24 protein-coding genes are annotated in these 25048 nt (G+C 68.7%); 15 read left to right on the forward strand and 9 right to left on the reverse strand.

All coding sequences use genetic code 11. The features are described from left to right. The first annotated feature begins 91 nt into the window (after positions 1 to 91). The 3 genes from ICN82_RS01215 to ICN82_RS01225 all read left to right on the forward strand — a co-directional run bounded on the left by ICN82_RS01215 (position 92) and on the right by ICN82_RS01225 (position 3321). On the forward strand, positions 92 to 1534 hold the full coding sequence (locus ICN82_RS01215) for a trehalase family glycosidase (RefSeq protein WP_193179003.1): 1443 nt from the start codon (positions 92 to 94) through the stop codon (positions 1532 to 1534). 127 nt (positions 1535 to 1661) lie between these two features. Beyond that, a complete protein-coding gene (locus ICN82_RS01220; RefSeq protein ID WP_193179004.1) occupies positions 1662 to 2393 on the forward strand; it encodes a sulfotransferase-like domain-containing protein in 732 nt (243 codons plus the stop codon). Between the two features lies 1 nt (position 2394). Beyond that, positions 2395 to 3321, forward strand: a complete 927-nt coding sequence (locus ICN82_RS01225; protein WP_193179005.1) for an aminotransferase class IV — start codon at positions 2395 to 2397, stop codon at positions 3319 to 3321. On the opposite strand, the gene ICN82_RS01230 is transcribed toward ICN82_RS01225, so the two are convergent. Continuing rightward, a complete protein-coding gene (locus tag ICN82_RS01230) occupies positions 3318 to 4244 on the reverse strand; it encodes an alpha/beta fold hydrolase (RefSeq protein ID WP_193179006.1) in 927 nt (308 codons plus the stop codon). The genes ICN82_RS01225 and ICN82_RS01230 overlap by 4 nt on opposite strands. Before the next feature lie 157 nt (positions 4245 to 4401). On the opposite strand from ICN82_RS01230, the gene ICN82_RS01235 reads away from it, so the two are divergent. From ICN82_RS01235 to ICN82_RS01245, 3 genes are read left to right on the forward strand one after another with little or no spacing between them, the layout of a single operon-like run. Next, a complete protein-coding gene (locus ICN82_RS01235; RefSeq protein ID WP_193179007.1) occupies positions 4402 to 5256 on the forward strand; it encodes a putative selenate ABC transporter substrate-binding protein in 855 nt (284 codons plus the stop codon). Beyond that, a complete protein-coding gene (locus ICN82_RS01240) occupies positions 5253 to 5915 on the forward strand; it encodes an ATP-binding cassette domain-containing protein (protein ID WP_193179008.1) in 663 nt (220 codons plus the stop codon). The genes ICN82_RS01235 and ICN82_RS01240 overlap by 4 nt, the downstream gene beginning before the upstream one ends. Continuing rightward, positions 5884 to 7398, forward strand: a complete 1515-nt coding sequence (locus ICN82_RS01245; RefSeq protein WP_226898196.1) for a PhnE/PtxC family ABC transporter permease — start codon at positions 5884 to 5886, stop codon at positions 7396 to 7398. Before ICN82_RS01240 ends, ICN82_RS01245 begins: the two co-directional genes overlap by 32 nt. 6 nt (positions 7399 to 7404) lie before the next feature. Here ICN82_RS01245 and ICN82_RS01250 read toward each other — a convergent pair whose 3' ends face one another. Next, on the reverse strand, positions 7405 to 8409 hold the full coding sequence (locus tag ICN82_RS01250) for a LacI family DNA-binding transcriptional regulator (protein WP_193179009.1): 1005 nt from the start codon (positions 8407 to 8409) through the stop codon (positions 7405 to 7407). Positions 8410 to 8569: 160 nt separating this feature from the next. On the opposite strand from ICN82_RS01250, the gene iolG reads away from it, so the two are divergent. From iolG to ICN82_RS01285, 7 genes are all read left to right on the forward strand, one after another. Beyond that, the gene (iolG, locus tag ICN82_RS01255; RefSeq protein ID WP_193179010.1) at positions 8570 to 9595 is read left to right on the forward strand and encodes an inositol 2-dehydrogenase; all 1026 of its coding nucleotides are present in this window, start codon (positions 8570 to 8572) and stop codon (positions 9593 to 9595) included. A gap of 132 nt (positions 9596 to 9727) precedes the next feature. Then, positions 9728 to 10651, forward strand: a complete 924-nt coding sequence (locus ICN82_RS01260) for a sugar ABC transporter substrate-binding protein (protein WP_193179011.1) — start codon at positions 9728 to 9730, stop codon at positions 10649 to 10651. A 58-nt stretch (positions 10652 to 10709) separates the two neighbouring features. Next, positions 10710 to 11816 (forward strand): ABC transporter permease, encoded by a 1107-nt coding sequence (locus tag ICN82_RS01265; protein WP_193179012.1) that lies wholly within the window; start codon positions 10710 to 10712, stop codon positions 11814 to 11816. Continuing rightward, on the forward strand, positions 11816 to 12634 hold the full coding sequence (locus ICN82_RS01270; RefSeq protein WP_193179013.1) for an ATP-binding cassette domain-containing protein: 819 nt from the start codon (positions 11816 to 11818) through the stop codon (positions 12632 to 12634). Before ICN82_RS01265 ends, ICN82_RS01270 begins: the two co-directional genes overlap by 1 nt. A gap of 57 nt (positions 12635 to 12691) precedes the next feature. Further along, positions 12692 to 13807, forward strand: coding sequence for a Gfo/Idh/MocA family protein (locus ICN82_RS01275; protein ID WP_193179014.1), 1116 nt, complete (start codon positions 12692 to 12694; stop codon positions 13805 to 13807). A 12-nt stretch (positions 13808 to 13819) separates the two neighbouring features. Then, complete coding sequence (iolE, locus tag ICN82_RS01280) at positions 13820 to 14737, forward strand: myo-inosose-2 dehydratase (protein ID WP_193179015.1); 918 nt, start codon at positions 13820 to 13822, stop codon at positions 14735 to 14737. Positions 14738 to 14739: 2 nt separating this feature from the next. Next, complete coding sequence (locus ICN82_RS01285; protein WP_193179016.1) at positions 14740 to 15519, forward strand: TIM barrel protein; 780 nt, start codon at positions 14740 to 14742, stop codon at positions 15517 to 15519. A 67-nt stretch (positions 15520 to 15586) separates the two neighbouring features. On the opposite strand, the gene ICN82_RS01290 is transcribed toward ICN82_RS01285, so the two are convergent. Continuing rightward, entirely contained in the window at positions 15587 to 16474 is an 888-nt protein-coding gene (locus ICN82_RS01290) for a LysR family transcriptional regulator (RefSeq protein WP_193179017.1), read from the reverse strand. Positions 16475 to 16593: 119 nt separating this feature from the next. Between ICN82_RS01290 and ICN82_RS01295 the strand changes: the two genes are divergently transcribed. Then, positions 16594 to 18096 carry a CoA-acylating methylmalonate-semialdehyde dehydrogenase gene (locus ICN82_RS01295; protein ID WP_193179018.1) on the forward strand — a complete coding sequence of 501 codons (1503 nt, stop codon included), beginning with the start codon at positions 16594 to 16596 and terminating at the stop codon, positions 18094 to 18096. Positions 18097 to 18179: 83 nt separating this feature from the next. Here ICN82_RS01295 and ICN82_RS01300 read toward each other — a convergent pair whose 3' ends face one another. Beyond that, positions 18180 to 18980, reverse strand: a complete 801-nt coding sequence (locus ICN82_RS01300; protein WP_193179019.1) for a metallophosphoesterase family protein — start codon at positions 18978 to 18980, stop codon at positions 18180 to 18182. Then, positions 18977 to 19948, reverse strand: coding sequence for a diacylglycerol/lipid kinase family protein (locus ICN82_RS01305; protein ID WP_226898197.1), 972 nt, complete (start codon positions 19946 to 19948; stop codon positions 18977 to 18979). The genes ICN82_RS01300 and ICN82_RS01305 overlap by 4 nt, the downstream gene beginning before the upstream one ends. A gap of 282 nt (positions 19949 to 20230) precedes the next feature. Between ICN82_RS01305 and ICN82_RS01310 the strand changes: the two genes are divergently transcribed. Next, the gene (locus ICN82_RS01310) at positions 20231 to 21163 is read left to right on the forward strand and encodes an NAD-dependent epimerase/dehydratase family protein (RefSeq protein ID WP_193179020.1); all 933 of its coding nucleotides are present in this window, start codon (positions 20231 to 20233) and stop codon (positions 21161 to 21163) included. Positions 21164 to 21262: 99 nt separating this feature from the next. Here ICN82_RS01310 and ICN82_RS01315 read toward each other — a convergent pair whose 3' ends face one another. Genes ICN82_RS01315 through ectA form a run of 4 tightly spaced genes read right to left on the reverse strand, consistent with a single transcriptional unit; the run spans position 21263 to position 24998 of the window. Continuing rightward, the gene (locus ICN82_RS01315) at positions 21263 to 22696 is read right to left on the reverse strand and encodes an aspartate kinase (RefSeq protein ID WP_193179021.1); all 1434 of its coding nucleotides are present in this window, start codon (positions 22694 to 22696) and stop codon (positions 21263 to 21265) included. Positions 22697 to 22698: 2 nt separating this feature from the next. Then, positions 22699 to 23094, reverse strand: a complete 396-nt coding sequence (locus ICN82_RS01320) for an ectoine synthase (protein ID WP_193179022.1) — start codon at positions 23092 to 23094, stop codon at positions 22699 to 22701. A 5-nt stretch (positions 23095 to 23099) separates the two neighbouring features. Beyond that, complete coding sequence (gene ectB, locus ICN82_RS01325) at positions 23100 to 24386, reverse strand: diaminobutyrate--2-oxoglutarate transaminase (RefSeq protein ID WP_193179023.1); 1287 nt, start codon at positions 24384 to 24386, stop codon at positions 23100 to 23102. Between the two features lie 54 nt (positions 24387 to 24440). Beyond that, the gene (gene ectA, locus ICN82_RS01330) at positions 24441 to 24998 is read right to left on the reverse strand and encodes a diaminobutyrate acetyltransferase (RefSeq protein WP_193179024.1); all 558 of its coding nucleotides are present in this window, start codon (positions 24996 to 24998) and stop codon (positions 24441 to 24443) included. Between the last annotated feature and the right edge of the window lie 50 nt (positions 24999 to 25048).

Here is a 25048-nt window from a genome sequence, read left to right on the forward strand (position 1 = left end):
GGCCCCGTTGACGCAGGCGCACGGGCGCCTAGCCTGACAGCCAGGGGGCCGCGATGCGCGGCCCCTGCCAGTGCCGGGAGCCGCAGCCACGATGGAATTCATCGACCAGAGCCTGTCCGATCTGTTCGTCGATCTCCACCTCTCGGGCCTGTGGCCGGACGGCAAGGCGATCTCGGATGCCGAGATGCTGTTCCCCGCGGAATACATCATGGCCAGCTACGCCGCGCAGAAGGCACGGGGGCCGGTCGATCTGGAGGCCTTCCACCGGGCGCATTTCCGCCCCCTCGAGGCCGACGCCCCGGGCTACCACACCGATCCCGCCCATGGCCCCCGCGACCACCTGGAGGCGCTGTGGCCCTGGCTGATGCGTCCTGCCGACGATCCGTCGATCCGCTCGACCCGCGTGCCGATGCCCTTTCCCTATGTCGTGGTCGGCGGCCGGTTCCAGGAGGCGTATTACTGGGACAGCTATTTCACGCAGCTGGGGCTGCTGCGCTCGGGGCGGCTGCAGGCGGCGCGCGACATGCTGGACAATTTCGCCCATGCGATCGGCCGCTTCGGCTTCGTGCCCAACGGGTTCCGCAGCTATTACCTGACCCGGTCGCAACCGCCCTTCTTCTGGGCGATGGTGCAGGACTATGCGGCCGCCAGCGGCGAGGAAGCGGCCGTTCTGGCCCATTACCTGCCCGCCCTGGAGGCCGAGCACGCCTTCTTCGCCAGCCCGCCGCGCCACCATCTGGGGCTGGCGCGCTACTGGGATGCGTCGGACGGCCCGCGCATCGAGATGTATGCCACCGACCTGGAATGGCACGACCACGCCGCGGCGCGCCCCGGTTTCTACCGCGACCTGCGCGCAGCCTGCGAAAGCGGCTGGGACTTCTCCTCGCGCTGGCTGGCCGACCCGTCCGACCTGGGCACGATCCGCACAACCGACATCTGGCCGGTCGACCTCAACGCGCTGCTTCTGGGGCACGAGACCCTGCTGGCCCGGGCGGCGGCCCTGCATGCGCCGGAGCGTGCCGAAGGCTATGCCGCCGCGGCGCAGGCGCGGGCCGCCGCGATCCGCGACAGGTTCTGGAACGCGCAGACGGGCTTTTTCCACGACCGGCTGATCGGCGCGGATGCGCTGACCCCGGTGGTCTCCGCGGCCGGGCTGTTTCCGCTCTGGACCGGGGCGGCCAGCCCCGAACAGGCGGCATCGGCGGCGGCGGTGGCGGAGGCGCGCCTGCTGGCGCCGGACGGGCTGCTGAGCACCGATCTGCGCAGCGGGCAGCAATGGGACAGTCCCAATGGCTGGGCGCCGCTGCAATGGGTGGCGGTGCAGGGGCTGCGCCGCTATGGCCATCACGCGCTGGCCGGGGAAATCCGCCGCCGCTGGCTGGCCACCTGCGAGGCGGTGTTCCGCGAGACCGGAAAATTCGTCGAGAAATACAACGTCCTCGACCGCAACCAGCCCGGCGGCGGCGGCGAATATGCGCTGCAGGACGGGTTCGGCTGGACCAACGGCGTCTATCTCGACCTGCTGCAGGACTGAGCGCGGCCGTTTCGCCCTCCCCGGATCGCGGAACTGCGACAAAGCGCATGTCACCGGACGGCAGGTCTTCCGTCCGGAGGCCGGGCGCGCCTAGGGTGGCGCATCCGATTGCCGAGGGAGAGCCCCCATGTCCGCCCCGCTCAACATCGCCGCCTGGTCCGGCCCGCGCAACCTGTCGACCGCGATGATGTACGCCTTCGGCGCCCGCACCGATGCGGCGGTCTGGGACGAACCCTTCTATGCCGCCTATCTGGAGGCGACCGGGCTCGACCACCCGATGCGCGAGGAGATCATCGCCGCCGGGCCGCGCGATGCCGGAGAGGTCGCCGCGCGCTGCGCCGCGCCGCATCCCTCGGGACGGCCGGTCTTCTACCAGAAGCACATGACCCATCACATGGTGCCCGCCATGCCGCGGGGCTGGTTCGGCGCCGTCACCCACCTGTTCCTGATCCGCCACCCGGCGCGCGTGCTGGCCAGCTATGCGCAGAAGCGCGAGAACCCCGACCTGGCCGATATCGGCTTTGCCCAGCAGGCGGAGATCTTCGCGGCGATCCGCGCCGGGGGCCAGGATCCGGTGGTCGTCGATTCCCATGACATCCGCGACGATCCGGCGGGCATGATGGACGCGCTCTGCGACCGGCTGGGCATCGCGCGCGATCCCGGAATGATCCGCTGGCCCGCGGGCGGACATGCCGATGACGGGGTCTGGGCCAGCCACTGGTACGACGCGGTGCATGGCTCCACCGGCTTTGCCGGGGCCGAGGGGCCGCTGCCCGGCCTGCCTGCGGATCTGCAATCCGTCTGCGACGCCGCCCTGCCCCATTACGAGGCGCTGAAACCCTTTGCCCTGAAGGCCTGAGATGACAGACACCACCACCCATACCGCCGAGGCCGACGACCGCAATGACCGCCTGCTGATCCATGTCGACGGCAAGCTGGTGCCCAAGGCCGAGGCCGTGGTCTCGGTCTACGATTCAGGCTTCATGCTGGGGGACGGCATGTGGGAGGGCATGCGGCTTTATGACGGCGAATGGGCCTTCTTCGACGCGCATATGGACCGGCTTTACGACAGCTGCAAGGCGGTGCGGCTGGAGATCGGCAAGACCCGCGAGGAGCTGCGCGCCATCCTCGACGAGACCGCGGCCGCGAACGGCATGACCGGCGACGCGCATTGCCGGCTGATGATCACCCGCGGCCGCAAGGCCAAGCCGTTCCAGCATCCGGGCCTGTCGAAATGGGGCCCGACCATCGTCGCGATCATCGAGCATTCGGTGCCCGCCGCCGCGCTGTCCAGGGGGCTGCGCCTGGCCTCGGTGCCGCAGGTGCGCGGCCTGCCGCATAGCCAGGACCCGAAATTCAACAGCCATTCCAAGCTGAACTGCATCATCGCCTGCCTGCAGGCCGAGGAGGCCGGCGCCGACGAGGCGCTGATGCTGGACCCGCATGGCTTCGTGAACACCACCAATGCCTGCAACTTCTTCATCGTCAGGAAGGGCGAGGTTTGGACCTCCACCGGCGACTACTGCATGAACGGCGTCACCCGCGCCAATGTCATCAGGGTCTGCCGCGAGGCGGGGATCCCCGTCTTCGAGAAGAATTTCTCGCTCTACGAGGCCTATTCGGCCGACGAGGCCTTCCTGACCGGCACATTCGGCGCCCAGACCCCGGTGGCGGAAATCGACGGCCGCGCGATCGGCGACGGCGCGCGCCCGGTCACCGAACGCATCCGCGCCCTCTACAAGGACCTCGTCGCCCGCACCGTCGCCGCGCAGAAGGCCGCCCGCTAGAGCCCTTCGCCATGCCGGGCCAGGAACGGCCCGGCCTCCGCCAGCACCGCCTGCGGGTTTTCCTCGGCCAGGTAATGCCCGCCGGGGATCGCGCGGCCCGCGACGTCGCTCACCCGCTCGCGCCAGAGCGCGAGGCAGTCGAAATGCTTCTCTATCGCGCCGTCGCTGCCCCAGAGCGCCAGCATGGGAACCCGGCATTTCCCGGTCTCGGCATCGTCATGCGCGATGTCCTCGCCTGCGGCCGCGCGGTAATCCTCGCAGGCAGCGCGGATCGCCGCCGGATCGCGGAACGCGTCGAGATATTCCTGCAGCGCGGGCCGCGCGAAGGGCGCCAGCCCCGCCGAGCCGCCGGACGCCTTGGACAGCCAGAAGAAATCCGGATCCGCCCCGATCAGCCTTTCGGGGAAGGGCGCGGGCCGGGTCAGCCAGTACCAGTGCCAGTAGTCATGCGCGAAGCCCGAGCGCGCCTCGCGGTACATTTCCCGCGTCGGCGCGATGTCGAGGGCGACGAAGGCGGCGACCCGGTCGGGATGATCGGCGGCCATCCGGTGCGCCACCCGCGCGCCGCGGTCATGGGCGAGGATCACGAACCGCTCATGGCCCAGCCGGTCCATCAGCCGCAGCAGGTCACAGGCCATCGCCCGCTTGGCATAGACCCCCGGGCCCGGCTCGGGTTTCCACGACCGGCCATAGCCGCGCAGGTCGGGGCAGATGACGGCATGGCGTTCGGCCAGGACCGGCGCCACCCGGTGCCACATCGCCGATGTCTGCGGATAGCCGTGAAGCAGCAGCAGGGGCGCGCCCGATCCCCTGCGCCGGGCAAAGACCCGGACCCCGCCGCCCAGATCATGCAGCGCCGCGTCGAAGCCCGGGAAGAAATCCGGGGCCTCCGCCGCCGCTGCCAGCGCTGCCTGCCTGTCCATCCGCGCCGCCCTCCTTGCGTCTGCCGCGCCCAGCTAGACCGCCCGGGGGCCGCCGCGTCAATTCCCCTGCCGCGCCGGGTTGTGCGGCATGGCGGCTTGGACGTAGAAGGCGCGCAACGCGGCCCCGGGCCGCCCCAGCCCTCACCGGAGAGTTCCGATGTCCACCTTCCGCCTCCTGCCCGTCCTGGCCGCCCTTCTTGCCACCGGCGCCTCCGCCGACACGCTGTATTTCTCGGCCATCCCCGACGAGGACGAGACCGCGCTGGTCGCGCGCTTCTCCAAGGTCGCCGAGTACCTGGAGCAGGAACTGGGCGTCGATGTCGAATTCGTGCCGGTGAAATCCTATGCCGCCTCGGTCACCGCCTTCCGCAACGACCAGATCCAGCTGGCCTGGTTCGGCGGGCTGACCGGCGTGCAGGCGCGGCTGATGACGCCGGGCGCGCGCGCCATCGCGCAGGGGGTCGAGGACCCGACCTTCATCACCTATTTCATCGCCAATACCGCGACCGGGCTGGAGCCGTCCGACGCCTTCCCCGAGGCCGCGCAGGGGCTCAGCTTCACCTTCGGCGCGCAGACCTCCACCTCGGGCCGGCTGATGCCCGATTACTGGATCCGCGAAGAGACCGGCGGGGCGCCGGAAGACTTCTTCTCGCGCGTGGGCTTCTCGGGCGATCATTCGCAGACGCTGCGGCTCGTGGCCTCGGGGGCCTGGGATGTCGGCGCGCTGAACTACGCCGTCTATGACAAGGCCGTCACCGAGGGCGCGCCCGAGGTCGAGACCGCCAGGGTGATCTGGCAGACCCCGCCCTATCCGGATTACAACTGGACCATCCGCGGCGATGTCGATGACCGGTTCGGCGAAGGCTTCGCCGACAAGGTGCAGGCCGCGCTGATCGCGATGGACGATCCCGACCTTCTGGCCAGCTTCCCGCGCGAGGGCTTCATCCCGGCGGCCAATGACGATTACGGCCCGATCGAGACCACCGCCCGGGCGCTCGACCTGATCGAATGAGCCTGCTCCGCTTCCGGGACGAGACGCTGGGCCATGGCGGCCGCGCGGTCCTGTCCGGGGTCAGCCTGACGCTGTCCCCGGGGGAACGCGTGGTGCTGCTGGGCCGGTCCGGGGCGGGGAAATCGACATTGCTGGCCGCGATGCATGACCGGCTGCGGGCGGAAATGCGGGTGGCCCTGGTGCCGCAGGAACACGGGCTGGTGCCGCAGCTTTCGGCGGAACGCAATGCGCTGATGGGGCGGCTCGACGATCACGGGGCGATGCACAACCTCCGGACGCTGATCCATCCGCGCGCGCAGGACCGCGCCGGAGCCGCGGCGGTGCTGGATGAGCTGGGGCTCGCCGCGCAGGCCGGGCAACGGGTCGAGACGCTGTCCGGCGGGCAGAAGCAGCGCGTCGCGCTGGCGCGGGCCTTCTGGCGCGGCGGCGCGGTGCTGATCGCGGATGAGCCGGTCTCGGCGCTGGACGAGACGCAGGGCGCGCAGGTGCTGGACCGGATCGCCGAGCGGTTTCCGACCGCGCTGGTGGCGCTGCATGACGTGGCGCAGGCGCGGGCCTTCGCCACCCGGATCATCGGGCTGGCGCGCGGGCGCATCGTGCTGGATGCCGCGCCCGGCAGGATCGACAATGCGGCGATCGCGGCGCTCTATGGCGGCTGAGCGGCTCTCCCGTCTCCATGTCGCGGGGGGCTTCTGCCTGGCCGCGCTGGCCTGCCTGCCCTTCGCGGATCTGGGGCTTGCCGGGGTCGACCCGTGGGACGCGCTGGCGCGGATGGGCGCGGGATTGCTGCGCCCCGATTTCTCCGCGGTGGAGGACATCTTCCGCGCCACCGCGCTGACCGTAGGCTTCGCGCTGGCGGGCGTCACCATCGGCGGCATGGCCGGGCTGGTCCTGGCGCCCTTCTACCACCTGCGCGCGGTGCGCATTCCGGCCATCGCGCTGCGCTCCGTTCACGAGCTTTTCTGGGCGCTGTTCCTGATCGCCGCGATCGGGCTGGGCCCCATGGCGGGCGTCCTGGCCATCGCCCTGCCCTATGCGGGCATCTTCGCCAAGGTCTTTGCCGAGCAGATCGAGGAAGCCGATCCGCGCCCCGCCGCATGGCTGGGGCCCAGGGCCGATGCGCTGACCCGGTTCCTGTGGACCCGCGCGCCGCTGGCCCTGCGCCCGATGTGGAGCTACTGGCTCTACCGGTTCGAATGCGGGATGCGCGCCTCGGCCGTGCTGGGCTTCGTCGGTCTGCCGACGCTGGGATTCCAGCTGGACGCCTTCTTCAAGGTCGGCAATTACGGCGCGGTCAGCGCGGTGATGATGGTCTACGTGATCCTAATCGCCACCATCCGGCTGTGGATGCGGCCGCGGCTCGTGCCGCTGTGGATCGCCGCCGCCTTCGCGCTGCTGGCCACGATCCCGGTGCCGCCGATGGGACAGGGGGCGATCCTGCGGGCGCTGAACGACATGACCCCCGCCCCGATCCGGGGCGGCGACTGGGCCGGGCTGATCCCCTGGCTGGGCGACAGGCTGGGGGACGAGATCCTGCCGGGCCTGGCCTCCACGCTGGTCGCGGGGCAGATCGCGCTGGCGCTGACCGGGCTGATCGCCTTCCTCGCCTTCGGCCTGGTGGTGCGCGAGGTGGCGGGACGCGCGGGGCGCGCAGGCGCCGACCTGGTGCTGATCCTGCTGCGCAGCTTTCCCGAATACATGCTGGCCTACCTGTTCCTGCAGGTCTTCGGTCCCTCGATGCTGCCCGCGGTGCTGGCGCTGGCGCTGCATAACGGCGCGATCATCGCCCATCTGACCGGGCGCGAGGCGGCCGGCGTCACCCGCGGGCTGCGCGCCGATGCGCCGCGCGGCCTTACCCTCTGGGGATGGGAACTGGTGCCGCGCCTGTTCGGGCCGTTCCTGGCGCTGTGCCTCTATCGCTGGGAAATCATCCTGCGCGAAACCGCGGTGATGGGGCTCTTGGGCGTCGCGACGCTGGGCTTCTATGTGGACACGGCGATGCAGCAGCTGCGGCTCGACCGGGCGCTGGTCCTCTTGATCGCCTGCGGGCTGATGACGGCCGGGGTCGACGCGCTCTCCCGCGCGATCCGCGCCCGGCTGCGCAGCCCCGCGCGCCATGACATCAAGCCCGATACCTGCTAGCCGCGCTCAGGCGCTGTCGCGGCGCACGATGGCCCCCCGGAACAGCCGGTTCATGTCGCGATCCTCGCGGCTGTCCAGAACCTCGACCAGGTAATCCGCCATCTCGTCCAGCGGCTGGCGATAGGTGGTCAGCTGGTAGTTCAGGCTGTCGGCCTGCGGGATGTCGTCGAAGCCGGTCACCGCGATGTCTCCGGGCACGCGCAGTCCCAGCCGGTGGCGCAGCGTGTCGATCGCGCCGATGGCCAGGGCGTCATTCTCGCAGACCAGCACATCGGGCAGGTCCGCCCGCGCCCGGTCCTTCAGCGCCGTCTCCACCACCGCGCCGGACAGGGCCGGATCATAGGCGGCGACATTCACGCAATCGGGGCGCAGCCCGTGGGTCTGCTGCCAGTAGTCGATGAAGGTCTCCTTGCGCAGCAGATGCGCCGAGGAGGTGCGCGGACCGGCGACGAAGAACGGGCGGCGATAGCCTTGCGCATCGACATAGGCGGCGATGTCGCGCATCGCCTGCACGTCATCCACGGCGATGGAGATCGTGTCGGGCTTCTGCGAGGACCGGGCGAAGACGATCAGCTTGGAGAAGCGCCGCGCATGCTGGGCGGCGGCCAGGACGTCATCGTCGAATTGCAGCCCGATCAGGATCACCGCATCGACCCGCCTCTGGCTGGCATTCAAGAGCGCAGGCCCGGTATCGGCCTTGTCCAGCGTGTTGACCAAGAGCGTGTCCCAGCCCTTGCGCCGCATCACCCGGGTCAGCCGTTCCATCATCACCAGCTTGTGCGGGTTGGCGAAATCATCGACCAGAAGCGCCACCAGGTTGGAGCGGTCCGAGGCCAGGCTGGCGGCGCGCAGGTCGGGCACATAGCCCAGCCTTTCGGCCGCCTGCATCACCTTGGCGCGGCTCTTGGCCGAGATGGAGGCATCCTTGCGGAAGGCGCGCGTCACCGTCCAGCGCGACACGCCCGCCTCGGCCGCCACGTCATCCGCGGTGATGTTCGCTCCGGTTGCCATCTGCTGCCCTCGTCCTGCGCCTGCATCTTCCTGCACTATAGCGCGGTTGCGGGCCATGCACCAATTTTTGCACGCGCGTGCAGAATCCATTTGCACGCGCGTGCAAAATTTGCGACGACTTGGATCGACGCGGCGGGGAGCCGCGAGTCGGGAGGATAGAATGCTCAGAGTTGGGTTGCTCGGCGCCGGCCGTATCGGGCAGGTGCACGCGGTAAATATTGCCGGACATGCGAAAAGCGAACTTGCGGCGGTCTCGGATGTCTTCACATCCGCCGCCGAGACGCTGGCCGCCCGATATGGCGCGCGTGCCGCCACCTCCGACGAGATCCTCGCCGATGACGGCATCGACGCGGTGCTGATCGCCACGTCCACGGACACGCATTCCGACCTGATCGAACGCGCCACCGCGGCGGGCAAGGCGGTGCTGTGCGAGAAACCCGTCGATCTGTCCCTCGCCCGCGCGCAGGCCTGCCAGGCGAAGGCGGCGGCGACCGGACGGCCGGTGATGATCGGCTTCAACCGCCGCTTCGATCCGAATTTCGGCGCGCTCAAGGCGTCGCTGGAGGCCGGCGAGATCGGCCGGGCCGAGCTGCTTTCCGTGACCTCCTTCGATCCCGCGCCGCCGCCCGTCAGCTACATCAAGGTCTCCGGCGGGCTGTTCCGCGACATGATGATCCATGATTTCGACATGGCGGGATTCCTGATGGGCGCGGCGCCGGTCTCGGTCCAGGCGGTGGGCAGCGCGATCGTCGACCCGGCCATCGGCGAGGCCGGCGATGTCGATACCGCGGTGGTCACGCTGCGCTATGCCGACGGCCGGATCGCCGTCATCAAGAACAGCCGCCGCGCCGTCTACGGCTATGACCAGCGGGTCGAGCTGCTGGGATCCCAGGGGCTTCTCTCGGCGGCCAACATGCTGGAGAATACCGTGTCCAGAGCGACCGCGGCGGGGGTGGCCAGCGCCAAGCCCACCTATTTCTTCCTCGAACGCTACATGCCGGCCTATCTGCGCGAATGGGACGCCTTCGTCACCGCCGCGCTGGAGGGCACGCCGATGCCCGTGACGCTGCAGGACGGCATCGCCGCGCTGGCCCTGGCCGAGGCGGCGACCGACTCCGCGCGCCAGGGCGGTCGCCCGGTCGCGCCGGACCTGCCCGCCGCGGTCAGCCCCGAGCCCGTCGCCTAAGGCCGCGGGCACGCAGAATCCCGTGACGCGGCTGCCGGAGGGGGCGGGCGCGGCACGGCGAGGCCGCAGGGCATCGCGCCCTGCGGATCAGGCGGGCCCGGCCCGCCATGACGTCCATAAGGGAGGAACCCAATGAAGACGCTTCTTGCATCCGTGGCCACGGCCGCGACGCTTGCCGCCATGCCCGCGCTGGCGGCCGACATCATCGTCGTCGCCCATGGCCAGGCCAATGACCCGTTCTGGTCGGTGGTCAAGAACGGCGCCCAGGAGGCCGCCGAACAGACCGGCGCCAATGTCGATTTCCGCTCGCCCGAGACCTTCGACATGGTCCAGATGAGCCAGATGATCGATGCCGCCGTGAACCAGGAACCCGACGGGCTGGTGGTCTCGATCCCCGATGCCGACGCGCTGAGCCCGTCGATCAAGCGCGCCGTCGAGGCCGGCATCCCGGTCATCTCGATGAATTCCGGCGCCGATGTCGCCCATGAGCTGGGCGCGAAGCTGCATGTCGGCCAGTCGGAATACGATGCGGGCGTCGCGGCCGGGCAGAAGCTGGCCGAGATGGGCGGCACCAAGGGCATCTGCGTCAACCAGGAGGTCGGCAACGTCTCGCTGGACCAACGTTGCGAAGGCTTCGCCGAGGGCTTCGGCGGGCCGGTGCAGGTGATCCCGACCATGAACGATCCCGCCGAGGTCCAGGCCAAGGTCCGCGCCGCGCTGGACAGCGACGAGGATGTCGATACCGTCCTGGGCCTGGGCGCCTCGCTGGTGGGCGAACCGGCCGTGGCCGCGGTCGAGGCGATGGGTCTCACCGGCGAGGTGCTGGTCGCCTCCTTCGACCTCTCGGCGGGCTTCCTGCAGGACGTGGCCGACGGCAAGGCCGCCTTCGCCATCGACCAGCAGCAGTTCCTGCAGGGCTATCTGCCGGTCGTCTTCCTGGCGATGAATGCCGAATACGGGCTGATCCCGGGCGGCGACGTGCCCTCGGGCCCCAACCTGGTGACCCAGGACATGGCCGCGCAGGTCATCGACCTTTCCGCCCAGGGCATCCGCTGAGCGCCCGTCCCGGCGCGCGCCAGGCGCCGCGCCGGGACCCCATCGAGAGGATACCGACATGCCCGCAGATGCAGCCATGGCGATGGACGAACGGGTCAAGACCGAGCCGTTCCTCGCCCGCCTGATGAAACGACCCGAGCTTGGCGCCATCGGCGGCGTCATCCTCGTCACGATCTTCTTTCTCGCCACCGCCGACAGCTCGATGTTCACGCTGTCGGGCATCATGAACTTCCTGACCCCCGCAGCCCAGCTGGGCATCCTCGGCATCGCCGCCGCCATGCTGATGATCGGGGGCGAATTCGACCTGTCCATCGGATCGATGGTGGCCTTCGCCGGCATGATCTTCGGCGTGCTGACGGTGAATCTGGGCCTGCCGCTGATCCTGTCCATCCCCGCCACATTCGTCTTTGCCGCGCTCGTGGGCGCCGTCAACGGGCTGATCGTGATCCGCTCGGGGCTGCCCTCCTTCATCGTGACGCTGGCCGGGCTCTTCATCCTGCGCGGCGCCTCGCTGGTGGGGCTGAAGCTGTTCACCGGCGGCTCCACCCAGCTGCGCGGCGTGCGCGAGGCGGTCGAGGGCGACATGCTGACCCCGCTTTTCTCCGGTGACGCCTTCGGGTTCTTCTTCACCTGGCTCGCCGATATCGGCCTGATCGAGAAATTCCGCTCCGGCACGCCCAAAGTGCCCGGCATCCCGGTCGAGATCCTGTGGTTCGTGCTTGTCGCGCTGGTGGCCACCTATGTGCTGCTGCGCACGGCGCGCGGCAACTGGATCTTCGCCGCGGGCGGCGACCGCAACGCCGCGTCCAATTCCGGCGTGCCGGTGGACAAGGTCAAGATCGCGCTCTTCATGGCCACCGCCTGCGCCGCGGCGCTGGTCGCCATCATCACCGTGATCGACAGCGGATCGACCGATGCGCGCCGCGGCTTCATGAAGGAATTCGAGGCGATCATCACGGCCGTGATCGGCGGCTGCCTGCTGACCGGCGGCTACGGCTCGGCCATCGGCGCCTTCTTCGGCGCGATCATCTTCGGCATGGTCACGATCGGGCTGACCTATACCAGCTTCGACCAGGACTGGTTCCAGGTCTTCCTCGGCGGGATGCTTTTGATCGCCGTGCTGTTCAACAACGCCATCCGCAAGCGCGTGACGGGGGAACGCTGATGACCGCCGACACCACCTTCCACCACGGCGATCCCGCCACCGGCGTCCCGATCGTCGAGATGCGCAACATCGAGAAGCATTTCGGCAATGTCATCGCGCTGGCCGGGGTCAGCTTCGACATCCGCCCCGGCGAATGCCACTGCCTTCTGGGCGACAATGGCGCGGGGAAATCGACCTTCATCAAGACCATGTCGGGCGTGCACAAGCCGACCAAGGGCGAGATCCTGTTCGAGGGCAGGCCCATGTCCTTCGCCAGCCCACGCGACGCCATGGAGGCCGGGATCGCCACGGTGTTCCAGGACCTCGCGATGATCCCGCTGATGAGCGTCACCCGCAACTTCTTCATGGGGCGCGAGCCGAAGAAGGGGAAGGGCCTGTTCGCGCGGATGGATCTGGGCGCGGCCAACGAGATCTGCGTGGAGGAGATGCGCAAGATGGGCATCAACCTGCGCGGCCCCGACCAGGCGGTGGGCACGCTCTCGGGCGGCGAACGCCAGACGGTGGCCATCGCGCGGGCGGTCTATTTCGGCGCCAAGGTGCTGATCCTCGACGAGCCGACCTCGGCGCTCGGCGTGCGCCAGACCTCGAACGTGCTGGCCACCATCGACCGGGTGCGCAAACAGGGCGTCGGCGTGGTCTTCATCAGCCACAATGTGCGACACGCGCTGGCCGTGGGCGACCGCTTCACCGTGCTGAACCGCGGCAAGACCCTGGGCACCGCCACCCGCGGCGAGATCACGCCCGAGGCGCTGCAGGACCTGATGGCCGGCGGGCAGGAGCTGGCGCAGCTCGAAGGCTCGCTGGAAGGCACGATCTGATCCTCCCCCGGCGGGCCGCTCTCCCCGGCCCGCCGCCCTTTTTCCCGAGGTTTCCCGATGGCTTATCCGATGCCCGACCGCCCGCTGGGGGTCTGCCTGATCGGCACCGGCTTCATGGGCAAGTGCCACGCGATGGCCTGGCGCAATGTCGCCACGGTCTTCGGCGGCGCCCATCCGCGGCTGGAGATACTCTGCGACACGCCCGCGGACCGGGCGGAGGCCTTCGCCGCGCAATTCGGCTTTGCCCGCGGCATGGCCGACTGGCAGGCGGCCATTGCCGATCCGGCAGTGGACGTGGTCTCCATCACCACGCCGAACGCCCTGCACCGTCCCATGGCCGAGGCGGCGCTGGAGGCGGGCAAGCATGTCTGGCTGGAAAAGCCGATGGCGCTGAGCCTCGCGGATGCCGAGGCCATGGCGGCGCTGGCCGCCCGGCATCCCGCGCAGGTGACGATCCTGGGCTACAACTACACCCGTTCCCCGGCCTATCAGGAGGCGCGGCGGCTGGTGAGCTCGGGCGCCATCGGCGTGCCGCACAGCTTCCGCGGGGTCTATGACGAGGATTACTCCGCCGATCCGGACCTGCCCTGGTCCTGGCGGATGACGCGCGAGGGCGGCGGGCTGGGCGCGCTCGGCGATCTGGGCTGCCACCTGGTCAGCCAGATGACCGGGCTGATGGGGCCGGTGGCGGAGGTGACGGCGATCACCGCGACGCCCATCGCCGCCCGTCCGTCGCCCGAGGGCGTGAAACCCGTGGAAAACGACGACACCGCCCATGCCATCCTGCGCTTTGCCTCCGGCGCCACCGGCAGCTTCGCCACATCGCGCATCGCGCCGGGACGCAAATGCCGGCTGCAATGGGAAATCCACGGCTCGGAAGGCACGATCCTTTTCGACCAGGAAAACATGAACGAGCTGTGGCTCCATCGCAGGGGCGCGCCGGGCCTGACCCGGCTCCTCTCCGGTCCCGAACAGCCCGATTTCGCCGCCTTCTGTCCGGCGCCGGGCCATAATTTCGGCTTCAACGAACAGAAGGTCATCGAGGCGCGCGACCTCTCCTGCGCCATCGCGGGCGGGCCGAACCCGGGCCCGGATTTCGCCGCCGGGCTTTCCATCGAACGCATCATCCACGCCATGGCCGCCTCCGGGGGCCGTCCCGTGGCGCTCACCTGAAGGACATCTCCCATGATCCGCTTCGGCACCAATCCCATCGCCTGGGCCAATGACGACGACCACAGCATCGGCGCGGACGTTCCCACCGCGCGCATCCTGGAGGAGGCCGGCCACCTGATCGGCTTCGACGGGATCGAGAACGGTCATCGCTGGCCCGAGGATCCCGAGGCGCTGCGGGCGCTGCTGGCCGGGCATGGCCTGGCCTTCATCTCGGGCTGGTACTCGACGGAGCTGCTGACCCGGCCGCTCGAGGCCGAGATCGCCGCCGTCCAGCCGCATCTGGCAAAGCTCAAGCATAATGGCTGCGCCGTCTGCATCGTCTGCGAGACCTCGAACGCGATCCATGGCGATGCCGCGACGCCGGTCAATGACAAGCCGGTGCTGAGCGCGGCGGAGATGGCGGAATTCGGCGCGAGGATCGAGGCCTTCGCCGCCTATCTGGCCTCCGAGGGCGTGACGCTGGCCTATCATCATCACATGGGCACCGTGGTCGAGACGCCCGAGGAAATCGACGCCTTCATGGCGGCGACCGGCCCGGCGACGCATCTTCTCTTCGATGCCGGGCACTGCACCTTCGGCGGCGGCGATCCGGCGGCGGTGCTGGCGCGCCATATCGGCCGCGTCGCGCATTTCCATGCCAAGAACATCCGCCCGGAGATCACCGCGCGGGTCCGCGCCGAGGAGCTGAGCTTCCTTCAGGGGGTTCTGGCCGGGGCCTTCACCGTGCCGGGCGACCAGGAGGGCGCGATCGACTTCGCGCCGCTGCTGCGGATCCTGGCCGATCACGGCTATGACGGCTGGATCGTGATCGAGGCGGAACAGGACCCGGCCATCCGCAACCCCCTGCTCTACCAGACGCTGGGGCTGCACACGCTGAAACGCATCGCCGCCGAGACCGGCCTGACCCGCCAGAGCGGCAAGGCGGCCTGAAGATGACGGGGTTTGCGCTTGCCGCCTGCGCCGAGATGCTGTGGCGCGACCGCCCCGTCGCGTGGCGCTGTGCGCGGCTGAAGGAGATGGGCTTCGGCGTCGGGCTGTGGAACTGGCCCGATCACGACCTGGCGGAACTGGAGGCGACGGGCGCCGAATTCACCATCATGAACGGCTACCTGACCGGACGGCTGGCCGATGATGAGGGCGCCGCGGAGCTGCTGCGCTCGGCGCGGGAGACCGCGCAGGTGGGCAAGCGTCTGGGCGTTCAGCGGCTGAACCTGCATGGCACCGGGCTGGGCGAGGGCGGGCTGCCGGTGGTGCCCTGCGAGATCGTGACCGGCGCGATGTGGCTGAAGGCGCGCGACACGCTGGCCCGGATCGCCGAGATGGCCGAGGAGGAAGGCGTGGTGTTTACGCTCGAGAACCTCAACCTGCCGGTGGATCACCCGGGCGTGCCGTTCGGACGGGCGGAGGACACGATCGCGCTGGTCGCGGCGGTGGATCACCCGCGGCTCAGGCTGAACCTGGATCTGTACCATGTGCAGATCGGCGAGGGGAACCTGATCGAGACCTGCCGCCGCGCCCTGCCCTGGATCGGCGAGGTGCAGGTGGCAGACGTGCCGGGGCGCTGCGAGCCCGGCACGGGCGAGATCAATTACCGGGGCGTGGCCCGCGCGCTGCACGAGATGGGCTATGCCGGGCCGGTGGGGATGGAGGCCTTTGCCGCGGGCGATCCGGAGGCGGCGCTGGAGGCGTTCCGCGCGGCCTTCACCCTCTGAGCGGATTTCGCCGGACAAGCCGGGAGCGGGCAGATCCCCCCTCCCCCTCCCTCCCCCGCCGCATCCGTCAGTCCGCGCGCTGCCAGCCTCCGGCGGCCGAGACCTCGGCGCGGATGAATTCCGCCACCGCCTGCACCCGGTGAATGGCGCGCTGGCTTTCATGATAGGCCAGCCAGTAGGCGCGGGTGGCGCGCATCTGCGGCAGCACCGGCACCAGCCCCGGATCGCCCGCGGCGATGAAATCATGCAGCACCCCGATCCCGGCCCCGCCGCGCACCGCGCCGAGCTGTCCGAAGGCGGTGGAGATCGCCACGCCGGGCCGGGTCTCGCCGAAGAACTCGGTCACGTAATCGAGCCCCGGCGCCGAAACCAGGTCCTCGACATTGCCGACCAGCCGGTGGCGGCGCAGATCCTCGGGCCGCGCGGGCATCCCTGCCGCCGCCAGGTAGCGATGCGAGGCATAGAGGCCCAGCGTGTAATCGGTCAGCCGCGAGGCCACCGCGCGGCCGCGCTCTGGCCGGCCCACCAGGATCGCCACATCGGCCTCGCGCTGGGACAGCGAGAAGGCGCGCGGCACCGGCACCAGCTCCAGCCGCAATTCCGGGTGACGCCGCGCCAGCGCCCCCAGCCGTGGCGCCAGGAATTGCAGCCCGAACCCGTCCGGCGCGCCGATGCGCACCGTGCCCGACAGCCGCGCCGCCTGGCCGCGGAACAGCGCCTCCGCCTCCTGCATCGCCGCCTCGGCCCGCTCGATCCGCGCCATCAGCGCCTGGCCCTCGCCGGTCAGCGCGCAGCCCTGCGGCCCGCGCAGCACCAGCGTGACCTGCAGCGCGCGCTCCAGCTGCGTCAGCCGCCGCGACAGCGTCGCCTGGTTCACCCCCAGCCTGCGCGCCGCGCCGAGCAGCTGGCCCTCGCGCGCCACGGCCAGGAACATCCGGGCATCTTCCCAGTCCATCACCCCTCCGTTATGCATATCTGCATAATTACTTTCAGATCTTTGCCGTTCCCCATGCGGAATTGCAAAGCTAAACCTTGGCGCAACCTTGCCACAAGGGCAGACCAGGGAGAGCATCCATGACCGAGATTGCCCATTACATCGACGGCGCGCGCATCGCCTCGGCCTCGGGCCGCAGCCAGCCCGTCTTCAACCCCGCGACCGGCGAGGCGGAAAACACCGTCGCGCTGGCCTCCGCCGAGGAGGTCAACGCCGCCGTGGCCTCCGCCAAGGCCGCCTGGCCTGCCTGGTCGAAAACCCCCGCCCTGCGCCGTGCGCGGGTGCTGGACCGGTTCAAGACCATCCTGTGGGACCGCGCCGACGACCTGGCCCGCGCCATTTCCGCCGAGCATGGCAAGACCCATGACGATGCCCTGGGCGAAGTGACCCGCGGGCTGGAAGTCGTCGAATTCGCCATCGGCGCGCCGACCCACCTGAAGGGCGATTTCTCCGAAAACGTCGGATCGGGCGTCGATAGCTACAACATCCGCCAGTCGCTGGGGGTCGTGGCGGGGATCACGCCGTTCAACTTCCCCGCCATGGTGCCGATGTGGATGTTCCCGGTCGCGCTGGCCTGCGGCAACACCTTCATCCTGAAACCCTCGGAGCGGGACCCCTCCGCCTCGCTCCTGATCGCCGAATGGCTGACCGAGGCCGGACTGCCCGACGGCGTGTTCAACGTGGTCCAGGGCGACAAGCTGGCCGTGGACACGCTGCTGGAGCATCCCGATGTCAAGGCGATCTCCTTCGTCGGCTCGACGCCGATCGCCCGGTACATCCACGCCACCGGCACGGCGGCGGGCAAGCGCGTGCAGGCGCTTGGCGGGGCCAAGAACCACGCGGTGATCATGCCCGATGCCGACCTGGACATGGCGGTCAACGCGCTGATGGGGGCGGCCTACGGCTCGGCGGGCGAACGCTGCATGGCCATTTCGGTCGCGGTGCCGGTCACGGATGCGGTGGCGGATGCGCTGATCGCCAAGCTGGTGCCGAAGATCGAGGCGCTGAAGATCGGTCCGGCCGCAGACGCCGAGTCGGAGATGGGCCCGATCGTCACCCAGGCGGCGATGGAGCGGATCAAGGGCTATGTCGACAGCGCCGAGGCCGAAGGCGCGAAGATCGTCGTCGACGGGCGCGATTTCAAGCAGCAGAAGCAGGGCTACGAGAACGGATTCTACGTGGGCGGCTCGCTGATCGACGATGTCACGACCGACATGAAGGTCTGGAAGGAAGAGATCTTCGGACCGGTCCTGTCGGTGGTGCGCCGCAACTCCTACCAGGAGGCGGTGGACCTGATCGGGGAGTGCGAATTCGCCAACGGCACCGCGATCTTCACCCGTGACGGCGACACCGCGCGCAACTTCGCCCAGGACATCGAGGTGGGCATGGTGGGCGTCAACGTGCCGATCCCGGTGCCGATGGCCTTCCACAGCTTCGGCGGCTGGAAGGCGTCGATCTTCGGCGATCACGCGATGCACGGCATGGAAGGCATCCGGTTCTACACCCGCATCAAGACCACGACCCAGCGCTGGCCGACCGGGCTGCGCACGGATGCGGAATTCACCATGCCGACGCTGGGCTGATCCGGTCCCTCCCCGCGGGCGGGGCCTCCTCCCCCCGCCCCCCGCGGACCCCCTGGCGCCATCCCCCGCGGATGGCGCCCTTTTCATTCCGCTGCCGCCGCCTCGCGGTGCCAGCCGCCATTGCCGCGCTGCCAGATGCTTTCGGCGACCGGCGCGAAGCCCCGGGGCCCCGCCGCCCAGGTGACGATGCGCAGCCGCCCGGCCTCGTGGTCGATCTGGTTGAAGGTGTTGGGTTCGTCATGGCGCAGCCGGGTCGACAGGACCGTGCCCGCCTGGACGAACAGAAGTCCCGGCACCGCGCGGAACGGCTCGGCCGAGGCCATGTGAAGATGCCCCGACAGGACCAGGTCGGCGCCGCAGCCCGACAGCTGCTCCAGCGTCTCGCGGGCCCCGCGCATCAGCCGCTTGGGCGTCTCGGGCCCATGTTCCAGCGGGTGATGCAGCACGGCGACGCGCAGCCGGTCGCCCGCCTCCTCCATCCGCGCCGACAGCCGCGCCAGCCGGCCCCGCCCGATCCGCCCCCTCTGCCAGGAGAAGCGGTTGACCGTGTTGACCCCGGCCACGACCATTTCCTCGTCGGCATGGACGGGTTCGAGATCGGCGCAGATATGATGGCGATAGCGGCCGAAGGGCCGCAGGAAGCGCACCCAGAGATTGTCCAGCGGCGTGTCGTGATTGCCCGGCACGCAAAGCTGCGGCCCCGGCAATTCGTCCAGGAAGGCCCGCGCCGCGCGGAACTGCCCGTGCCGCGCCCTCTGGGTCAGATCGCCCGACACCACCAGCAGGTCCGGCTCCAGCCCGCGCACGGCATCGGCCAGCGGCTGTTCCAGCGCCGCATCGACGCGGCCGTAATGCAGATCCGAGATATGGACGATGCGCCTCATCCGCTTGCCCCCTGCGGCAGGCGGATGGTCAGCGGCGCCCGGGACATGCGGAATTCGAAGGGCGATGGCGACAGCCTCTTTTCGCCGTCATAGGCCAGCAGCGACCGGCTTTTCGACGACCGCACCCGAAGGTGCCGCGCCGCGAGAAAGTCATAGTCGCGCCCCTCCACCGCGCTGCGCGTGCACAGCCTCAGCGCGGTGCGGAACAGATCGGCCCGCGTCTCGCCGCGGGCGATCAGCACCGCGAACCCGTCCTCCGAGATGGCCTCTGCCCCCGAAAGGCCGAACTTTTCCAGCTGGAAGGCCGAGCGCGACACGAAGAGCAGGGGCGTGCGGGCCTCGATCTCGCGACCGTCGGCCTCGATCTGCAGATGCATGGGCCGCTGGAATTTCATGAAGGTCTGCGCCGCCGACCAATGGGCCATGATCCTGCGCCGCCCGTAGCGGGCATAGACGCTCTCGCGCTGTTTCAGCACGGCCGGGTAGATCCCCAGCGAGGCGTTGTTGAGGAAGACCGTCCCGTTGACCTGCCCCACCCGGATCGGATGGGCCGGCGCGTCGAGCACGGCCCGTGCCGCCTCCGCCGGGTCCTCGGGCAGGCCCAGACCGCGGGCGAAGTAATTGAACGTGCCCAGCGGCAGAACGGCAAAGGCCGCGGACTTGCCCAGCAGCGCGCCTGCTACGGCCATCGCCGTGCCGTCCCCGCCGGCGGCAACCACCGTATCCGCCCCGTCCTCCAGGGCGCGGTCCACCACCTCTTCGATCTTCTGGTGTTTCGGCGCCCAGGTATAAAGCCGCGCGCGATCGCGCCCGAATTCGGCCATGGCGCGGTCCACCGCATCGCGATCCCGGGCATTGGTGCCGGATTTGCGGTTGGTCACCACCGCTATGGCGCGCGGCGCATCCGTCACGCCCTCCATCGCCGCCGGAGCGGCAGGATCGTCGAAGGCAATCGGCTGGTCGGTCATGGAAGCCCCGCAGGTTGAAGTCGCCTGTCAACGCATCGCGGGCCGCGCCGGTTTCCCGGCATGGCGGTTTTTCCTCTCCCGGCGTCTCTGGTGCCCTGCCGGGTTGCCCCCGGCGCCATGGGCGGAAACCCGCGCGGCGCGACGCTTTCACCACAGGCAGGACCGATTCCCCTATGTTACGGTTCCCGTGCATGGCCGGATTCGGAGACGCCATTCCGGGCAGGCAGGTGCATTAACCATTTGCGGGGGCCCGGCTCCCGCTGAGGTCGTGGAAGAGCAATAATGACGAAGAAAGTTCTAGTTATCGGGGGATGCGGATTCATCGGTTCCCATATCGTGGACGCGCTGCTGGCAGCCGGCGTATCGGTCCGCGTGCTGGACCGGCGTCCCGAGACATTCAGGGAGCCGCTGCCGGAGGTGGAATACAACTTCGGCGATTTCTCGGATCCGTTCCAGCTTCTCGAGGCGCTGGAAAGCGTCGATGCGGTCATGCACTGCGCCAGCACGACGGTTCCCTCCACCTCCAATGTCGACCCGGTTGCGGATATTACCGGCAACCTGATCTCCACCGTCCGCCTGCTGAAGCTGCTGCGGCAGATGAACATCAAGAAGCTGGTCTATCTCTCCTCCGGGGGCACCGTCTACGGCGTGCCGCAGCATAACCCGGTCACCGAGGATCACCCGCAGAATCCGATCAGCTCCTACGGCATCGTCAAGTCGGCGATCGAGAAATACATCTACATGGAGGAGCAGCTGGGCGACCTCAGCGCCGTCGTGCTGCGCGCCTCCAATCCCTATGGTCCGCGCCAGGGTCATACCGGCATCCAGGGCATCATCGGCACCTATCTGTGGAAACTCGCCCGCGGCGAGAACCTGGAGGTCTGGGGCGACGGCACGGTGGTGCGCGACTTCATCTATGTCCGCGACATGGCCGATATCTGCGTCGCCGCGCTTCATTCCGATCAAAGCGGCGTGTTCAATGCCGGTGCCGGCGAAGGCAATTCGGTCAATGACATCGTCCAGGCCGTGCGCGCCGCGACCGGCAAGGATTTCCAGCCCTCCTATCGCAATGCCCGCTCCTATGACGTGCCGCGGATCGTTCTGGACATCGAGCGCGCCAAGGCCGCATTCGGCTGGGCGCCCCGGGTCTCTCTTCAGGACGGCGTCTCGGAAAGCTGGAAATGGGTGCAGTCCCAGGCCCGCGCGCAAGGCTGAGCGCCGTCTCCCGCCGGACCTGATCCGGCGGCCCCGGCATGGCAAGGCCCCCCGGACGCCGGTCCGGGGGGCCTTCTTCGTTTCTCGCGGCGGCCCGGGTCAGGCGGCGGCGCGCAATGCCTTGTCGCGATCCTCGCCGGCCTCGACATATTCGCGGTGCAGCGCCTTGATGACGCCTGCCAGGTCCTCGCGTTCCAGGATGAACTGGACATCCACGTTGCGCGGTCCCTGCGCGGCGCCGAGCGCCTCCAGCCCGGCGGCGGCAATCGCCTGCAGCCCGCGGGTCAGCACGGACAGGCCGTTGAGGTCGCGCCCGATCACCGAGGCCAGGGCCAGCGGCCGCACCGAAACCCCGGCATTGGGATAGAGCTTGGCCAGGTCGTTCTCGACCCGCTTCATCACCTTCATCGGCGCATCGACGAAATGGGTGATGGTGTTGGCATTGGTCACCTTGGAGATGATCCGCACCTGGTGGCGGGTCAGCACGTCGAGGATCGCGGCGTCATAGCCCTTCACCCCCACCATGTCCTGCTCGAACACTTCCAGCGACAGGATGTCCAGGCCGGTGACGATCTCCACCGCGGATTCCTCGGCGGGCTGGTCGTCGATCAGCGTGCCGGGATCCTCGGGCTCGAAGGCATTGGTGACGCGCAGCGGCACCCCCGCCTGGCGCAGGGTCTTGGCGGCTTTCGGGTGGATCGCCTCCATCCCCATATTCGACAGCTGGTCGGCCACGTCGTAATTCGTCCGCCCGAGCTTGCGCACGGCCTCCTGCCCGACCAGGTTCGGATCGGCGGAGCTGAGGTGGAATTCCTTGTGGATGATCGCCTCGCGCGCGCCCGTCAGGGCCGCCAGCCGCGAGAAGGTCACCTCGGAATAGCCGCGGTCGAATTCGCGCATCAGCCCCTCGGCGCATTGCGCATAGCCGGTCACGATCGGCATCTCCGCCGCCGGGTCGATTCCCTCCAGCGCGCCGGTGATGCGGTCGTCGAGGCTCAGCCCGCCCGGGTCGCGCCACCCGGAGAGGTCGACAAAACGGGCATTGATGCCCGCGCGGCGCAGCAGCAGCGTGGTGGCGAAGGCCGAATGCGACTCGCCGATCCCCGACAGCAGCTCGCGGGTCTGCATCATGTGTTCAGCCAGCGAGAAATGCGCATATGTGCACAGACGCTGAAGGTCGATCAGGCAGTTGCGCGCGCTCTCGATCCGCTCGGAAACGAAGGCATCGGCCTGCTCGATATCGCCGGGATGCTCCAGCACCTGCGCATGCGCCTCGCGCATGGCACCGGCGACACGGGTCAGCCCGTCATGCCAGCCATGGCCCGTATCCTGGTTGGCGAATTGCGCATAGACGCCCGGTTCGCCGGATTTCTTGTGCTCCAGCAGCAGGTTGGTGATACCCCCGAAGGCCGAGACCACGAAGATGCGGCCATAGAGGGCGTCGCCCTCGCGACCGCCGATGAAAAGCGTATCGCGAAGCTCGTTCACGCGGGACATGGACGTCCCGCCGATTTTCTCGACAGTATGGGTCATGCTCAGTCCGCAAGTTCCTCCGCCGGGGCATAGGATCCATCCTCGCGATGGACCTCCGTGCCCGTCACCGGCGGGTTGAAGCAGCAGGCCATGACCAGCTTTTCTTCTGCCCGCAGGATATGGCGGTCGTGAAGGTTCAGCGCATACATGACGCCGGGGGTGATCTGGTGGGTCTCGCCCGTGCCGAGATCGGTGATCGACCCCTTGCCCGCCATGCAGTAGACGCTCTCGAAGTGGTGCTTGTACTCGAACGTATGCTCCGACCCCGCATCCAGTTCGGTGATGTGGAAGGAGAAGCCCATGCCGTCATCGGCCAGGAGCATCCGGGTCGACGTCCATTGCGCGTCCGAAACGGCGCGGTCGGTCTTCCTCAGGTCGTTGAAATCACGCACGATCATGTCAGTTACTCCGCGGCCAGCTTGGCCGATTTCATGGTATCGCGAACGGCATCTGCGAGGATCGCGTAGCCTTCGCGGAAAAGTTCGTTGGGCGTGGTCAGCGGCGCCAGCACCTTGACCACCTCGTCATTCGGACCCGAGGTCTCGATCACCAGGCCCAGCTCGAAGGCGCGGGCGCAGATCTTCGAGGCCAGCTCGCCCGAACCGACATCGACGCCCTGCATCAGGCCGCGGCCCTTCAGGTAGGCGCCCGGGATCATCTCGGCGATTTCCGACAGCGCGGTGGTCATCAGCACCGCCTTGTCCGCCAGCTCGCGCTGGAACGCGCCGTCGCGCCAGAACTTCTCGATCGCCACGCGGGCGGTGACGAAGGCATGGGTGTTGCCGCGGAAGGTGCCGTTATGCTCGGCCGGGCCGAAGATGTCATGCTCGGGCCGGATCAGCACCATCGCGAAGGGCAGGCCGAAGCCCGAGGCCGATTTCGCCATGGTCACGATATCGGGCTGCACGTCCATCTCCTCGAAGGAGAAGAAGGTGCCGGTACGGCCGCAGCCCGCCTGGATGTCATCGACGATGAACAGGGCGCCGTTGTCGCGGGCGATCCTGGCCACGCGCTCGACGAATTCGCGCGAGGCGGCGTTGAGCCCGCCCTCGCCCTGCACCGTCTCCATCATGATGGCGGCCGGGGCGTCGATGCCGCCGGAGGGATCGGCCAGCATCTGTTCCAGCAGCGCGGCGGAATCGACGCCCTCGGCATAGCCGTCATAGGGCATGCGGGTGACGCCGTGCTTGTCGATGCCCGCGCCGCCGCGGTGATAGCCGTTGCCGGTCGCCGCCAGCGCACCCATGGTCACGCCGTGGAAGCCGTTGGTGAAGGCGATGATGTTGGTGCGGCCCGTGACCTTGCGGGCCAGCTTCATCGCCGCCTCGACGGCATTGGCGCCGGTCGGGCCGGTGAACATCACCTTGTGGTCCATGCCGCGCGGGGCGAGGATATGCTCCTCGAAGGCCGACAGGAACCCGCCCTTGGCATCGGTGTGCAGGTCCAGCCCGTGGGCGATGCCGTCGCCCGCGATATGCTCGATCAGCGCGGCCTTCATGTCCGGGTCGTTATGCCCGTAATTCAGCGACGAACAGCCCGCCAGGAAGTCGATATAGCGGTTGCCGTCCACGTCGAACAGCTCGCTGCCGCGGGCCTGGGTGAACAGCTTGGAGAAGCCGCGGCAGTAGGAGCGGGCCTCGCTCTCGCGGCGTTTGAAGATGGAAATGGGCTGTGCCATGTCCTTGGGCATGAGGGATCTCCTTTCGGGAGCAAATTCTTGGGGAGGCTGGGACGAGCGGGGGGCTCAGGCAGCTGCGTTCAGCGCCGCCTCTTCTTCCCCGTCCTTCAGCGTGATCGTCACCATGTGCTCGGTGTCGTGCGCGCCGCCGAAGTGGTCGTCCCTGTGGAAATGGGGCTCGTCGTCGAGCGTGCCGCCGATCTCGCGCGCGAAGCTGCGGAACAGGCCCCAGGAGGCATCGTTGTCCTCGGTGATCGTGGTCTTCAGAACCTCTGCCTCGGCAAGCTCTTCGCGCTCCAGAAGGTGGCGCAGCATCTGCTTGCCCAAGCCAAGCCCGCGCGCGCGCGGGCTGACCGCGACCTGCCAGACGAAGAAGGCGTCCTGCGCCGGGATGAGATGTCCTGAAATCCAACCCAGGATTTCCCCGTCCTCCTCGGCCACCACGCAGGTGTCGCGGAAATGATCGGCCTGGATCAGGTTACAATACATCGAGTTCTCGTCCAGCGGCTTGCACTCGCGGATGAGGTCCCAGATGGCGGCACCATCGGTGCTTTCGGGCTTTCGCAGCGCGACCATGCGCGATCGGGCCATCTGGCGTGTGTCGCTGACAATGTCCTTGGGCATGTGTCTCTCCCTAGCAGTTTCGTTTGACGGACTAACTACGCGAGTTACGT

Origin of the sequence: Mangrovicoccus algicola (assembly GCF_014903745.1) — a bacterium.
Lineage (GTDB): Bacteria > Pseudomonadota > Alphaproteobacteria > Rhodobacterales > Rhodobacteraceae > Mangrovicoccus > Mangrovicoccus algicola.